Annotated in this window: 15 protein-coding genes; 6 read left to right on the top strand and 9 right to left on the bottom strand. The window is 64.9% G+C overall.

Annotated features, from left to right (window positions below; translation table 11 throughout):
• The first annotated feature begins 36 nt into the window (after positions 1-36).
• Both BLU15_RS21595 and BLU15_RS21590 read left to right on the top strand, forming a co-directional pair.
• A complete protein-coding gene (locus tag BLU15_RS21595; protein ID WP_034786966.1) occupies positions 37-627 on the top strand; it encodes a GNAT family N-acetyltransferase in 591 nt (196 codons plus the stop codon).
• Positions 628-824: 197 nt separating this feature from the next.
• A complete protein-coding gene (locus BLU15_RS21590) occupies positions 825-1,451 on the top strand; it encodes a LysE family translocator (RefSeq protein ID WP_034786964.1) in 627 nt (208 codons plus the stop codon).
• 6 nt (positions 1,452-1,457) lie between these two features.
• Here the strand turns inward: BLU15_RS21590 and BLU15_RS21585 are convergent, their stop codons facing one another.
• The 3 genes from BLU15_RS21585 to BLU15_RS21575 form a co-directional block, all read right to left on the bottom strand.
• On the bottom strand, positions 1,458-1,865 hold the full coding sequence (locus BLU15_RS21585; protein ID WP_090297976.1) for a VOC family protein: 408 nt from the start codon (positions 1,863-1,865) through the stop codon (positions 1,458-1,460).
• A gap of 144 nt (positions 1,866-2,009) precedes the next feature.
• Positions 2,010-2,582, bottom strand: coding sequence for an ASCH domain-containing protein (locus BLU15_RS21580; RefSeq protein ID WP_090297973.1), 573 nt, complete (start codon positions 2,580-2,582; stop codon positions 2,010-2,012).
• A gap of 1 nt (position 2,583) precedes the next feature.
• Positions 2,584-3,216: a LysE family translocator gene (locus BLU15_RS21575; protein WP_090297970.1), complete on the bottom strand. Its 633-nt coding sequence runs from the start codon at positions 3,214-3,216 to the stop codon at positions 2,584-2,586.
• Positions 3,217-3,490: 274 nt separating this feature from the next.
• On the opposite strand from BLU15_RS21575, the gene BLU15_RS21570 reads away from it, so the two are divergent.
• The 3 genes from BLU15_RS21570 to BLU15_RS21560 all read left to right on the top strand — a co-directional run bounded on the left by BLU15_RS21570 (position 3,491) and on the right by BLU15_RS21560 (position 6,556).
• Positions 3,491-3,937 (top strand): glyoxalase superfamily protein, encoded by a 447-nt coding sequence (locus BLU15_RS21570; protein ID WP_060517538.1) that lies wholly within the window; start codon positions 3,491-3,493, stop codon positions 3,935-3,937.
• Between the two features lie 310 nt (positions 3,938-4,247).
• Positions 4,248-5,375 (top strand): multicopper oxidase domain-containing protein, encoded by a 1,128-nt coding sequence (locus tag BLU15_RS21565; protein WP_090297968.1) that lies wholly within the window; start codon positions 4,248-4,250, stop codon positions 5,373-5,375.
• On the top strand, positions 5,372-6,556 hold the full coding sequence (locus BLU15_RS21560) for a ZIP family metal transporter (protein WP_110819345.1): 1,185 nt from the start codon (positions 5,372-5,374) through the stop codon (positions 6,554-6,556). The genes BLU15_RS21565 and BLU15_RS21560 overlap by 4 nt, the downstream gene beginning before the upstream one ends.
• Before the next feature lie 17 nt (positions 6,557-6,573).
• On the opposite strand, the gene cysE is transcribed toward BLU15_RS21560, so the two are convergent.
• From cysE to BLU15_RS21545, 3 genes are read right to left on the bottom strand one after another with little or no spacing between them, the layout of a single operon-like run.
• A complete protein-coding gene (gene cysE, locus BLU15_RS21555; RefSeq protein ID WP_090297965.1) occupies positions 6,574-7,401 on the bottom strand; it encodes a serine O-acetyltransferase in 828 nt (275 codons plus the stop codon).
• A 10-nt stretch (positions 7,402-7,411) separates the two neighbouring features.
• Complete coding sequence (locus BLU15_RS21550; RefSeq protein WP_090297962.1) at positions 7,412-8,401, bottom strand: WD40 repeat domain-containing protein; 990 nt, start codon at positions 8,399-8,401, stop codon at positions 7,412-7,414.
• On the bottom strand, positions 8,401-9,516 hold the full coding sequence (locus BLU15_RS21545; RefSeq protein ID WP_090297959.1) for a CobW family GTP-binding protein: 1,116 nt from the start codon (positions 9,514-9,516) through the stop codon (positions 8,401-8,403). The genes BLU15_RS21550 and BLU15_RS21545 overlap by 1 nt, the downstream gene beginning before the upstream one ends.
• A 187-nt stretch (positions 9,517-9,703) precedes the next feature.
• On the opposite strand from BLU15_RS21545, the gene BLU15_RS21540 reads away from it, so the two are divergent.
• A complete protein-coding gene (locus BLU15_RS21540) occupies positions 9,704-10,795 on the top strand; it encodes a glycosyltransferase family 4 protein (protein WP_090297956.1) in 1,092 nt (363 codons plus the stop codon).
• A gap of 15 nt (positions 10,796-10,810) precedes the next feature.
• Here BLU15_RS21540 and BLU15_RS21535 read toward each other — a convergent pair whose 3' ends face one another.
• The 3 genes from BLU15_RS21535 to BLU15_RS21525 all read right to left on the bottom strand — a co-directional run bounded on the left by BLU15_RS21535 (position 10,811) and on the right by BLU15_RS21525 (position 14,032).
• The gene (locus tag BLU15_RS21535; RefSeq protein WP_060517551.1) at positions 10,811-11,689 is read right to left on the bottom strand and encodes a glycosyltransferase family 2 protein; all 879 of its coding nucleotides are present in this window, start codon (positions 11,687-11,689) and stop codon (positions 10,811-10,813) included.
• A 77-nt stretch (positions 11,690-11,766) separates the two neighbouring features.
• Positions 11,767-13,161 (bottom strand): hypothetical protein, encoded by a 1,395-nt coding sequence (locus tag BLU15_RS21530; protein WP_090297953.1) that lies wholly within the window; start codon positions 13,159-13,161, stop codon positions 11,767-11,769.
• 79 nt (positions 13,162-13,240) lie between these two features.
• Entirely contained in the window at positions 13,241-14,032 is a 792-nt protein-coding gene (locus BLU15_RS21525) for a creatininase family protein (RefSeq protein WP_090297948.1), read from the bottom strand.
• Positions 14,033-14,141: the final 109 nt, after the last annotated feature.

Below are 14,141 nucleotides of genomic sequence, written 5' to 3'. Positions count from 1 at the left end.
GTCCGCCTGAAGCGGTTTTGATGACGGGAGGCCCCGATGGCCGCTGTTGTTGACGCCCTGCGCGCGTTTTTCGCGCCCACTACATTTGTAATCGATGCGGAGAATCCGGGCGACGTCGTCGCGCGCGAGAACCTGCTCGACCGTGCCATGGGGCCGGAGCGCCGCCGCAAGTCGTCGGAGAAGCTGCGCAGCGGCCGGCTGCCAGCCGAAGGCCTTGCCTTCGTCGCCCGCGATGTCGATGGTCACGTGATCGGCACGGTCCGGCTCTGGAACGTCGAGGCCGGCGTCAGCCGTGAGGGCCATGCCGTGCCGGCGCTGCTGCTCGGTCCGCTCGCAGTCGACCCCGCCCATGAGGGCAAGGGCATCGGCGGCATGCTGATGCGGGCCGCGATCGAAGAGGCCAAGAACCGCGGCCATGGCGCGATCCTGCTCGTCGGTGATGCTGCCTATTACGAGCGCTTCGGCTTCTTTGCCAGCCGCACCCAGCATCTGGTGATGCCAGGGCCGTTCGAACGCGACCGGTTCCTGGCGCTCGAGCTTCGGGACAACTGGCTCGAGGGCACCGCCGGCCTGATCGTCGCCAGCGGCCGCAAGCTCGCCATGCCGCCGGTTCGCCGCGCCGCCTGAGATCTCTTTCCGCCGCCAACCCTGCGGTGGCGGATTTTTCGCTGCTCCCTCGCTGGTCCGATGTGATCGGCGAGGGGGCAGACGCATGACATGCCGGGCGCTCCCTGCTGATGGGTTCGTGATCTTCCTTGACAATGCGGCACCGCTGACCTGTCCTTGCGGCAAGGCCTCGTTGCAGGCGGATGGAAGTCTCGCGCATGGATCCGTTCATTTTCGGGGCAGCGACCCTGCTGCCCTTTCTACTGACATCCTTCATCATCGAACTGACGCCGGGACCGAACATGGCCTACCTCGCCATGGTCGCGGCCTCGGAGGGGCGCAGGCCCGGCATGGCGACCGTCGCCGGCGTGGCGCTCGGCCTGGCCATCGTCGGCCTTGCCGCATCCTTCGGGGTCGCCGAGTTCGTCGGCCAGTCGGACATGCTCTATGGGGCGCTTCGCTGGGCAGGCGTCGGCTTCCTGCTCTATCTCGCCTTCGAGGCCTGGAACGGTGACGGTGAGGAGGCGGGGCCGAGCGGCAAGCCCGCATCCTTCTATTTCCGGCGCGGCCTGATCACAAATCTGCTCAATCCGAAGGCGGCGCTGTTCTTCGTCACCGTGCTTCCGACCTTCGTCGACGATACACGCCCGCTCTTGCCCCAGAACCTGACGCTTGCCGCGCTCTATGTGGGGGTCGCGACCGCGGTTCATGCCGCGATCGTGCTTCTGGCCGGGGCGTTGGAACCGGTCCTCAACTCGCCGGCACGCGAACGGTTGGTGCGGCGTGTGCTCGCGCTGATGCTTGCGGCCGTGGCGATCTGGTTCGGCTGGTCGACGCGCCGTTAAGGCGGGTCAGGACGAGCTCTCGACCTCGCGGGCGTCGTAGCAGACGAAGGCCAGCTTGTTGCCGTCGGGATCACGCACATAGGCAGCGTAGAAGCCATCGCCATATTGCGGACGGAAGCCTGGTTTTCCCTCTTCGCTGCCGCCGCGCGCCATGGCGGTCTCGAACAGCCGGTCGATGACCTCCGCGCTTTCCACCAGGAAGGCGGTCATCGCACCGTTGCCGATCGAGGAGGCTTTCCCGTCGAAGGGGTGGCAGGCAAAGAAACGCGGCGCCTTGTCATCATCCTTTCGACCCCAGGAGGAAACCTGCTCGTCGCAGTAGCAGCGCTCCTGGCCGATCAGCGCCATCACCGGATCGTAGAAGCGCTCTGCGCGCCTCAGGTCCGCCGTTCCGACCATGGTGTAGCCGATCATGCCTGTCTCCTCGCCTTGCCTGATGGGGGTGGTCCGTTTCGGTGGCAAGTCGTCTCACACCTGCTTTAGGCACGCAACAGCGGCGATCGGGATTGGAAGGAATGACCGATCGTGTCCGCGTCACCGCCCGCTTTTTCACGCGGGCTATTCGCCGTCGAGATAGGCGCGCCCGCGGCCGGACAGGCGATAGCCGACATCGAGGCTTTCGGTGAGGCCGAGCTCCTTCAATTTGCGGATGCGCGCCTTGAGCTTCAGTTTCTCCATGCCGATGGCGGCGCTCAGCTCCGCCGCGGTCGTCCCGTCACGGACGGCGATCAGCTGCAGTACCGGACGCGTCCAGCCCATGCCGGCGCTGTCGTCGAAGCGCGCGAGCTTGCGGTCGATTTCTGCCCGTCCTTCACCGTCGAGGTCAGCCGCTTCCCGCAGGGCGATGCGTGGATCGTCGCCGGCACGGTGGAAGGCGATGCGATAGCAGCGCCCTTCCGGGCGAGCGGCCAGCTCCTTCAAGAGAGCGCCGAGATCGACAAAGCCAGCTTTGCGGGCATCGCTGTCGGTAATCGCGCCTTCGTCGATCTCGTCGACGGCATCGATGGCGAGAACACCGACTGAGGTGCGCAAACTACCGCCGGCCTTGACCGTCGGCTTGGTCCAACGCCGGAAGGCCAAGGTCACGTCGCGGCTGGCGATGCCAGCGAGCACGTTTTGGCGAAACAGCATTTCAGGCGGTGGCGCGGCGATAGAGGGCGAGCGAGCCGGCGAGCGCCAGCAAGGCGCCGCCGCAGAGGCGGTCGAGCCAGACGGCGCCGGAACGCTTGAGGAAAGCTGCAGCCTTCGCGCCGAGCAGCGCATAGCCGAACATCACGGTGAAATCGACGGCTGCGAAGACGAGCGCAAGCATGGCGTATTGCGACGCCTGTGGTGCCGCCGGATCGATGAACTGCGGCAAGAAGGCGGTGAAGAACAGATAACCCTTGGGATTGGTGACAGCGACCAGGAAGCTTTTGAGGAAAATCGCGGCAGAGGAAACGGGAGCCGCGCCGCCGGCTTCGTTTGCCACCTGGATCGTCCCTTTCGACCGCAGCAGCATGATGCCGAGAAAGGCCAGATAGCCCGCGCCCAGCCATTTGACGACGGTAAACCAGAATTCGGAGGCCGCCAGCAGCGCGCCGAGGCCAAGCGCGACCGCGCCGATCAGCACGAAATCGGAGAGGACGGCGCCGACCATGCCGGCGATTGCGCGCCGCACCCCGTAGCGCGATCCGTTGGTGAGTGCGAGGAGGACCGTCGGGCCCGGTGTCGCGATGCCGATGAAGGCAACCAGCGCGAATGCGAGTATCGTCATTTCGGTCATGAGTTCCTCCCTCGTCGTCTCCTTCAGTCGTCCCACAGCTTTTGCGCGTGCGCAATCGTCTTTCGCGGGGTCGCAGCCGCATTTCCGGGCCTGGTTTGACAGTCGAGGCGGCATCCCCTATGGAAGCGGCAGGGTGAAGGTCCCTGCCGTCCGCGAGCGTCATGCTTTGGTGAAGTCCTTCTTTTGAGACACGGTCAGCCGAAACGGCATGCGAACCGGTGGCAATGCGGGCTCCCATCTTCAAGGAATGCATGCCGCTGCAGGAGACCTTCTCATGACGCGCGGATCAATCCCGCTTCCCTCGCTCGACGCCCTGAAAGACCAGGCCAAGCGTCTGCGCATCCGCCTCGCATCCGAAGGCGAAACCATCGGCCATTCCCGCTCGCTCGAACTGATCGCCGCCCAGTACGGCTATCGCGACTGGAACACGCTGCATGCCGCCGCCGGCAACCGGCCGCCCTTCAATCCCTGGATGCTCGGGTCCCGCGTGAAGGGGCGCTATCTCGGCCAGGCCTTCGAAGGCGAGATCCTGGGCGTCCAGGCGATCGCGGCGCAGCCGGGACGCTATCGTCTGACGATGAAATTCGACCAGCCGGTCGACGTCGTCACCTTCGAGAGCTTCTCGGCCTTGCGCCAGCGGGTTACCGCGACGGTGGACGAGAGCGGCCGCACGATCGAAAAAACCTCCAACGGGATCCCGCAACTCGAACTTGAATGGTGAGGCGCGAGCACCGCCTGCCGAGGCCCTGCGGACATGTTCGTTTCCGGTCCGGCGCCGAAGTTCAACCCAACGTCCCCGAGGCCGGCGCCTTCCGGGGACGTTTTGGTTTCCGGGATGATGACGGGCGCGCCGTGCTGAGCGCGCGGTCCTGCCGGCCCCTTCGGACATCACGCTTCCCAAGTCAGTTGCGAATGGGATGCATTTGCACTATTGATGTTGTTGCAAATGATTTGCAGAAGCAGGTGGATCGTTGCTGGCCCCAGTCAGGCGCGGTGCGGTGCGTGTTACCCAATGAGGGAGAGGGGCGAATATGGACAAGCCGACAAGACCGGACCTGCTGCGAAGGCGCAGTCTGCTGATGGGCGGGCTGGCGGCAGCGGGCGGAACGGCGATCTGCACCAGCGCCGCCTTGGGTCAACAACAGGCGAGCCATGTCGGTCATGCCGCGCCATCGGGAGCGGCGGGACAGGAGCCGATGCCCGCCATGGGGCATGGCGCGATGATGACGGTCGGCGAGGTCGATAGCGCCGTCAACGGCTTCGACCCGACGGAGATGCTCACAGATTGGGACACGGGTACGGTTTCGACGCTGCCGGACGGACGGACGCTGCGCACCTTCGAGATGACGGCGGAGGACCGCGAGATCGAAATCGCACCCGGCATCAAATTTCCCGCCTGGACCTATAACGGCCGCGTGCCGGGGCCGGCGCTGCGGGCCAAAGAAGGCGAGCGGCTGCGGATCGTCTTTCGCAACTATGCTTCGCATCCGCACTCGATCCATTTCCACGGTATTCACGCGGCGCGCATGGACGGCGTTCCTGGGGCCGGCATGGTCGATCCGGGTGACGAATTTATCTATGAGTTCGATGCCAAGCCCTTCGGCTGCCATCTCTACCACTGCCATGCGATGCCGTTGCGCCGGCACATCCACAAGGGCATGTACGGCGCCTTCGTGATCGATCCCGACCCGGAGCGCCGGCCGGAGCATGTGGAGGTCGCCCGCTCCCGGCTGCTCGGCACACCAGAGAACGCCGGCTGGCAGGAACTGGTGATGGTGATGAACGCCTTCGACACCAACTTCGATGCCGAGAATGAATTCTATGCGGTCAACACCGTCGCGCACGCCTTCATGAAACGGCCGATCCGGATCGTGAAGGGCAAGCCGGTGCGCATCTATCTCATCAACGTCATCGAGTTCGACCCGATCAACTCCTTCCACCTGCACGCCAATTTCTTCGACTATTACGACCAGGGCACGACGTTGACGCCGACCTTGAAAACCGTCGATCTCATTACCCAGTGCCAGGCGCAGCGCGGCATCCTCGAATTCACCTTCGCTGAGCACGAACCCGGCCTCTACATGTTCCACCCGCACCAGACCGAGTTCACTGAGCTCGGTTGGGTCGGCATGTTCGACGTGGTGGAGGCGCTCGCATGAACGAGATGCCAAGAGCTGCCATTCGCGCGGCAAAGACCAACCTGGTGTGGCTGGCGTTGCCTCTTATCGTCTTTGGCATCTCCGTTGCCTGGCTCGTATCAACCGATCCGTTGTCGGGCTTTCGCAACGGTGCGCCGCCGGTCGAAAACCTCACCTTCGAAAGAACCGTTCTCGACGATAGTGGTCTCAGTCTGCTTGTTCGCGCCGGCGGATCGGAACCGATGACGGTGGCGCAGGTCCAGGTGGACGACGCCTATTGGCAATTCGCCCAGGACCCGCCGGGGCCGATCGCACGCGGTGGGGCCGCATGGCTGAAACTGCCATTTCCCTGGATGCTCGGTGAGGCGCATGCAGTGAAGGTGGTGACCAACACCGGCGCCACCTTTGCGCATGACATTGCGGTTGCCGTGCCGACGCCCCAGGCGACGACGGGCCAATTGCGGCTGCAAGCCCTGGTCGGCATCATCGTCGGCATCGTGCCCGTGGCCGTCGGGCTGATGTTCTATCCGGTGCTGCGTGGTGTTGGGCGCGAGGGCATGGCCTTTCTGCTGTCGCTGACGATCGGCCTGCTCGGCTTCCTGCTGGTCGATGCGAGTGGCGAGGCGCTCGAGCTTGCCGGCGAAGCCGCGGCGATCTTCCAGGGGCCAGTCATGGTGGTGCTGGCGGCTTTAAGCAGCTTCCTTCTGCTGATGGCAATCGGCCGGCGAAGTGGTGCGCCGACCGGGCTGGCGCTCTCCACCTACATCGCGCTCGGCATCGGCCTGCACAATCTTGGCGAGGGGCTGGCGATCGGGGCCGCCTTTGCGGCCGGCTCGGCCGGGCTCGGCACCTTCCTCGTGCTCGGCTTTGCGCTCCACAATGTCACAGAAGGCATTGGCATCGCCGCGCCGATCCTGAAGAAGAGGCCGCCGTTCTCGGTCTTCGTCAGTTTGACGCTGCTGGCGGGCAGCCCGGCCGTCATCGGCATGTGGCTCGGGAGCCTTGCCGCCTCGGCGCAATGGTCCGCCTTGGCGCTGGCGATCGGGGCGGGCGCGATCCTGCAGGTGATCGTCGAAGTGGGCGCCTATCTGATGCGCCAGAGCGAGCGCCGGAGCGACGTGTTCCTGACGCCGCCGGTTTTGGCCGGCCTCGCAGCCGGTGCGGCATTCATGTATGCCACCGCGGCGCTGGTGAAGATCTGACAGGCAACAGGATGGGATCAGACGATCGTCTGGTCCATCTCCGCTGCCGGAATTTCATCGACGCGATGGATGCGCACGACGGTTGCCGGCACGCCCGCGACGGTGGTGCGCGGCGGAACGGTCTTGAGGACGACACTGCCGGCGGCGACCTTGCTATAGGCGCCGACCTCGATATTGCCGAGGATCTTGGCGCCGGCGCCGAGCATCACGCCGCGGCCGATCTTCGGGTGGCGGTCTCCGGTCTCCTTGCCGGTACCGCCGAGCGTGACGTTCTGGAGGATCGAGACCTGATCTTCGATGACCGAGGTTTCTCCGATGACGATGCCGGAGCCATGGTCGAGCATGACAGCCTTGCCGATGCAGGCGGCCGGATGAATGTCAGGTCCGAAGACGAGCGAGGCGAGGTTCGAAAGCCAGCTCGCGACTTCACGTCGGCCATCGACCCAGAGCTGGTGAGCAGCGCGGTAGGTCTGCAGTGCCTGAAAGCCCTTGAGGTTCACCAGCACATGCTTGAGGCCCGGGCAGGCCGGGTCACGCTCTTTCACCGCCTGAAGATCGGCTTCGGTCGCCAGCAGGATCTGAGGGTTTGCCTTGAAGACGTCGGTGAGCAGCTGCGCAAGCGAGCGTTCGTCGACGCGCGCGACGGCCAAGCCGGCTGCGAGCACGCCGGCCAGCAATTCGGCATCCGATCCGGCATCGATGATCGGCATCAGGGTGGGCGCCATGACCGGTTCACGTGCGGCAAGCGCGCGCGCTTCCGCCCGGATCAGGCTCCAGACCGCGCCATCAGCGAGCGGTGCCGCAAGCGAGCCTTCGTACCGTAGCGTCTCAATCAATGCGGTCATGCGCCACCGTTTATCCCGCGATATCGACGACGCCGCAGTCGCCCTCGGCCGAGCCGAAGGCCAGCTGCCGGCCATCCTTGTTCCACGCCATGGCGGTGATTGCGCCCTTGCCGGGACGGCGCAGCAGCACTTCCTTGCTGTCGGCAAAGCGTGCGCCGAGGATCATGCCGTCCTGATAGCCGATGGCGACGATATCTTCGGCCGGATGGCAGCAGACGGAGGTCACCATGATGTCGGCGCGGGTGCCGAGTTCGAGCGGCGCCTTGCCCATCGGGCCGTCCTTGCCCTGGAAGGGCCATACGATGGCAGCCGGCGCGCCCGAGGATGCGAGCCACTTGCCCTTGGCCGACCAGGAAAAGGACTTCACCTTGGCCGGATAGCCGGTCATGCGCATGTGGCGCGCTTCGGCGCCGGGCTTGGCGTCGAGCTTCCAGCCGTGCAGCGCGTTTTCCTGCATCGTGGTGACGAGGAAGCGGCCGTCGGGCGAGAAGGTGACGCCGGTGTGGGCGCCCTTCCATTCGAGGTCGATCGGCTGGCCCGATGTGCCGACCCAATGCAACGACACGCCGTTGTAGCGCGCTGCGGCGACGCGAAGGCCTTTCGGCGCGAAGGCGAGGCCTTCGACGGTGCGTTGCTCGGCGAATTCCTTCGTCGTGCCGTCGGCAAGCTTCACGTGCGTGGTCTTGCCATAGGCATAGCCAACGGCACCTTGCGGGCCGGCGGCAACCTGGGCGATCCACTTGCGCGGCGCTTCGGCGACCAGCGCCGTGGTACCGTCGGCGGCCGTGCGCATGACCTTGCCATCTTCGCCGCCGGTCAGCAGCGTATCGTTGGCTTCGTCGACCACGAGCGATAGCAGGCCTTCGTGGACCTCCGTCGTCTTGTGGCCGAGGTCGAGGCGGTGGATGGCGCCGGTGGCTTCGGCGAAGAAGGGGACGCCTTTGAGAAAGGACACGCCGACGACGTGACCTTCGAGATCGAGGGGAGCGACAGTCGGCATCAGTTCGGCTGCGCCTCGCAGGCCTTGAAGGTGCGCTCGAGCTTTTCGCGGTCGAGGTCACGGCCGATGAAGACGAGGCGGCTTTCGCGCTTTTCGCCTTCCTTCCACGCACGCTGGTGATCGCCCTCGATGATCATGTGCACGCCCTGAACGACGTAACGCTCGGCGTCGCCAGCAAAGGCGATGATGCCCTTCAGGCGCAGGATGTTCGGGCCGTCCGTCTGGGTGATCTTCTGGATCCAGGGGAAGAAGCGATCCGGGTTCATCTCGCCGCCGCGCAGCGAGATCGACTGCACCGTCACGTCGTGGATCGGCGAGGGGGCATCGTGGTGGTGATGATGGTCGTGATCGTGGTCATGATCATGATGATGGTGGTCGTGATCATGATCATGGTGGTGATGGTGATGATCGTGGCCGCAATCCGGACCGCAGGTGTGATCGTGTTCGTGATCGTCCTGGTCGAGGAAGTGCGGATCGTTTTCCAGCGCCTTTTCGAGATTGAAGGCGCCCTGGTCGAGGACCTTGGCGAGATCGATCTCGGAGCGCTGGGTGCGATAGATGCGGGCCGACGGATTGATGACGCGCACGGTCGCCTCGATGCGCTCCAGTTCCTCGGGCGTGACGAGGTCGGTCTTGTTGAGCAGCACGACATCGGCGAAGGCGATCTGGTCTTCGGCCTCGCGGCTGTCCTTCAGCCGGAGCGGCAGGTGCTTGGCGTCGACCAGCGCGACGACGGCGTCAAGCTCGGTCTTGGCGCGCACGTCGTCGTCCATGAAGAAGGTCTGGGCGACCGGGACCGGGTCGGCAAGGCCCGTGGTCTCGACGATGATCGCATCGAAGCGGCCGGGGCGGCGCATCAGGCCTTCCACCACGCGGATCAGGTCGCCGCGCACGGTGCAGCAGACGCAGCCGTTGTTCATCTCGTAGATTTCCTCGTCGGATTCCACGATCAGGTCGTTGTCGATGCCGATCTCGCCGAACTCGTTGACGATGACCGCGTATTTGCGGCCATGGTTCTCGCTGAGGATGCGGTTCAAAAGCGTCGTCTTGCCGGCGCCGAGATAGCCGGTGAGCACGGTGACGGGGATCGGCTTCTGCGGGGATGTTTCGGTCATGGGAACCTCTGGGATTTCCGGATGCGGGAGCAGGCATCCTAGTCGCGTCTCATATAGGAGATGCGGCGGCGATGCGCAAATGGCGCAGGCGATTTTGCCGGTCGGGCGGCGTTGATCGCTGCGATCCCGATAACCCTCCTTTCATCAAGATCGGCGAGAGTGCGGGGCACATCGAAGGGGTGCGCACGTGAAGACGATTTCCATCAACGGCCGGTTCCTGACCCAGCCGCTTACGGGCGTGCAGCGCTTCGCCCGCGAGATGACCCGGGCGCTCGATCAGCGCATCGCTTCGGGTGCGGTGCCGCATGCGCTGAAGGGCGTGCGCTGGCGGCTCCTTGCTCCCGGCAAGGCTGTCGACGATCTCGGCCTCAAGGCGATTTCGGTGGAGCGCTTCGGCTCCGGCCCGGGCCATCTATGGGAGCAGGGGCCACTCTTCTGGCGGTCACGCCGCGACACGCTCATCGGCTTCGGCGGCAGCGGTCCGGTGCTGCATGGCGACCAGGCGGTAGTGATCCACGATGTCACGCTCTTTCGCCATCCCGCCTCGTTCGGGCGCGGATACCGGCTGTTCCACGGAACGCTCGGCTATCTTCTCACGCGGAGGGCCAAGATCGGCACGGTCTCGAACTTCTCGCGCAAGGAACTAGCCGACGTCTTCCGCGTGCCTTCGGCCGGTATCGATGTGATCTACAATGCGACCGATCACTTCGCCGGCCTTCAGCCGGACGACGGTGTCATCGCGCGGCTCGGGCTGACCGATACGCCCTTCTTCCTTCTGGTCGGCACGCTGAAACCCAACAAGAATGTCGAGTTTGCCGTGCGCGCCTTCGAGGCCTTGGGTGCCGGTGACCACAAGCTGGTCGTGGTGGGCGGCACCGATCCGTCGGTTTTTCGCGATATCGCGCCGACGTCGAAGGGCAACCTGATCTTTCCGGGGCGCCTGACCGACGCGGAGATCGCCGGGCTGCAGCGCCACGCCGTCGCCTTCGTCTTTCCGAGCCTCTACGAAGGTTTCGGCATCCCGCCGCTGGAGGCGATGACGCAAGGCTGCCCGGTGCTGGCCGCCGACATCCCGCCGGTGCGCGAGGCCTGCGGCGACGCGGTTCGCTATTTCGATCCGTTGAAGGCGGAAACGCTGGTCGAGGCAATGCGGATGATTTCGGCCGACGCGACTTTGCGTCGTGAGTTGACGCATGCCGGTTACGACAATGCCAAGCGCTTTTCCTGGGATGGAAGCGCGGTGGTGCTGCTCAACATGCTGGCTGCCAGCCGGGCTTGATGGCTGCGGAGGGCGTTAGAGGTCGAGCACGCGCATCGGGTCCAACCGTCCGCGCAGCATATCCAAGACGGCGATGACGTTGCCCTTCAGCCGACCGCGGCGGTCGACGAGGCCTTGCGACCTGACGCTGCCGAGGATGTTGGCAGCGACGTTGCCCCCCATCAGACGCAGCGCCCATTTGAGGCCGACCGTGCCCTTGTTGCGCAGATAGAGCGGATTGGCGACCTGCGAGTAGCCGAAACGCAAACCCGAGGTGCGGCCGCGCTTGTTGCCGAGATGGACGCCGCGCAATCTCGGCGACTTGACGATGCGCCCGCGTGACGCAAGTCGCCGGCAGAAATCGACGTCCTCCTGCCAGCCGTAGAGCGGCAGGCGCTCGTCGAAGCGGGTGTGCTCGACGGCGATCGCCGCAACACGGAAGGCCATGTTGCAGCCGTAGGCATTGAAGGCGGGTGTGATTTGATCCTCGGGCGCGGGACCGGCGTCGCCATCGAGGATCGCCTTCGCATCGGCCACCGAAATGCCGGGTCCGTGAATGCCGTCTGCCAGAACCAGGCCGGTTGCAACGACGATATCCGCCTCGCGCGCAAACAATCGCTCGGACTCTGCGAGAAAGTCGTGGTGTGGCAGGAAGTCGTCGTCGAAGAAGACGATTAGGTCGGCGGTCGTCGCGTGGTCGAGGATCGCATTGCGCTGCGCGCTCGAGCCTTTGCTGCCCTTAACGACGCGGACGTCGACTGCGAGGGCACTGAGGCGGTTTTCGTCGATGTCCTCGGGCGCGCTCGGGCAGACCAGGATGGAGTCCGGCAAGCGGGTCTGCCGCGTCAGATGCAGCAGGGTCTCCGAAAGGACTTCGCGGCGGCCTGCGGTCGCTATGCCGACGACGATGTTCATGGCGGACTCTCCGAACGTTTCGGCGGCGATCTAACCGGAAATTCGTGCAGTTTTTCTTAGCGCAATTGTTTCCAGCCCTATGGGGCCGGAGCCCGCATCATCAGCCGCAATTGGTTGAGTGCGAGCAGGCACAGGACGCCGCCCCCGAGGATGCCGGCGCCGATCGCGAGATAGCTGGTTTCGCCGGCGAGCGCGAAGGCGAAACCAGCCGTGGCGAGCCCTGCGGCGGCAAGAAGCACCGGCGACCAGGGGAGGTCGAAGGGAAGCACCGCCATCAGGCGCAGACCGAAGGCGGTCGCAAGGACCGCGCCGATCGCACCACCGGTCGCAAGCGCCGTATCGCTCGGGCCTGCGACAACCAGTGCCGCGAGCGCCCCGAGGTTCAGCAGCAGGCAGTCGATGACGGCGAGCAGAAGGATCAGCGCAAGACGCTGCTTCAGGTGCAGCGGCGTCGGCAACATGATCTGCGTCAGCGTGCGGGCAAGCGAAATGAGGATGATCGCGGGCGCCGTGGCGAGGAACCCCTGCTGCAGGTCCGGGCTGATGACGACCCACGTGACCGGCAGGAGCACTGCAAAGATGCCGGCCGCCATCATCAGCGCGAAGCTGGCAAGCAGGGCATAGTATTGCCCGAGCGTCCGGGCGAGGTCCGCGCGGTTGTCGGTCCGGTCGTGGGCGGCGACGATTTCGGGGTACTGGATCGCCTGAAGCGCCGAAACGATGAGCACGAAGGGCCGCTGCAAAAGGTCGAGCGCCAACAGCGCGCCGGCGGCACCCGTCGCTCCGAGAACGGACGTCAGCAGCGTCTTGAGGGCGAGCGGCGCGAACATGGCGGCCGTTGCAGCGCCGGCCGAAACGCTGCCATAGACGAGGTGCTTGCGGAAGCGCGCAGTCTCCAGTGCAACGGTCGGTCGCGCTGCCGGGCTGCGGGAAAGAACCGAGGCGAGCAGGCCGTAGGCAGCGTAGCCGGCCAGAAGCCCCGTGACCGTTGAGAGGAAGGTGGGCGAGGCCAATGCCCCGGCGAGCGTGCCGACTGCCAGAATTGTGGCGCGTGATCCCTGCAACACGGAAAAGGCGCGAAAGTCCTGACGAAACCGCAGCATCGTCAGATGCAGGTCGCTGCCCCCTTGCGCGATCGACACCAGACCGCCGACAAGGGCGACGACCGCCGGCACGCCGAAGAACACGGCTATCGAGGCTGCGGCCAGGCAGAGTGCTGCGCAGACCGTCGCTTCAACGAGGATCGTGCGCCGCTCAGCCGCCTCGCTGTCAGCGTCCGGCCCCGGATAGAAGCGGGTGCAGGCGAAGCGCACCCATTCGAAAGCGGCGATCGCTGCGAATTGGCAGATCGAGATGAACAACGAATAGCTGGCGTAGTCCGCAGGCGCCAGCCAATGGGCGACGATGATCAGCAGGCCGAAGGCGATGACGGCCTGATAAAAATAGGCGCCGAGCGCTATGATCTTCGCCATGGGTTCTCTGCTCTTCCAACGGACGTCCTTGATAGCGCAAAACCGCAAAGAAAGTGTTTGCCGGGCGTCGGTTCACGCGTCAGGCGAGTTCAGACGGGTCGAAATCCCTGACGTCTTCGAGCAGTTCGACAAGGCCTTTGACGGCATAGGCAAGCAGCGCCTCGCCGCGCGCAGCCGTTGCGGCTGACGCGTTGCCGGCAACGCCATCGGCGTTGAGGTCGCGCATCTTCCAGCCGAAGGCATGCGGGCCGTAGGCACGCAGATGCTTGAAGCGACCGGCAAAGTCGCGCTGACGCGAGGGGAAATCGGACGCTTTTGTCGTGTCCACCTTGTCGGGATGCAGCGCCAGCATCACCGAAGTCTCGATATCGCCGCCGTGAATGTCGAAGGCCTTGTCTTCTGGCGCGATCCAGCCGTCCGGCTGGCCGAAGCGGGTCCAGCTGGTCGCGACCGCCAGCATGTTCAAGCGCACGCGCGCTTCGGTCGCGACGATCGTCATCAACGGCGAATTGCCGCCGTGGGCGTTCAGCATCACGAGCTTGCGAATACCAAGGCCATGGAGATCCCCGGCGATGCCGAGCCAGCGCTCGACCGCCTCGCTGTAGCCAAGCGTGCGGCTGCCGGCGACATCCATGTGCTCGATCGAGTAGCCGACCGGCTCGACCGGCAGGAAGGTTACAGGCAGATCGGCGGGAAGCGCGGCGATGGTGCGCGAGACGATGCCTTCAGCAATCAGCGTGTCGGTTTCGAAGGGCAGGTGAGGTCCGTGCTGCTCATGCGCGCCGAGCGGCAGCACCGCGATCCAGTCGCGGCGGGCGTCAGGCGGAAGGTCGGCCGGATTGTCCTGCCATCGCGGCTCGGGCATCGACATTTCTCTTCGATCCTCCACGTCAATTGTCGTAAAATTGTTATTTGAGTCATACAGTTCGTAATCGCAAGCTGTATTGTTATAAGTGTTCGAGACGGGATTCGGCAGGAGG

This window comes from Ensifer sp. YR511 (assembly GCF_900103045.1).
Classification (GTDB): domain Bacteria; phylum Pseudomonadota; class Alphaproteobacteria; order Rhizobiales; family Rhizobiaceae; genus Ensifer; species Ensifer adhaerens.
This window is presented reverse-complemented; position numbering and strand designations above follow the sequence as displayed.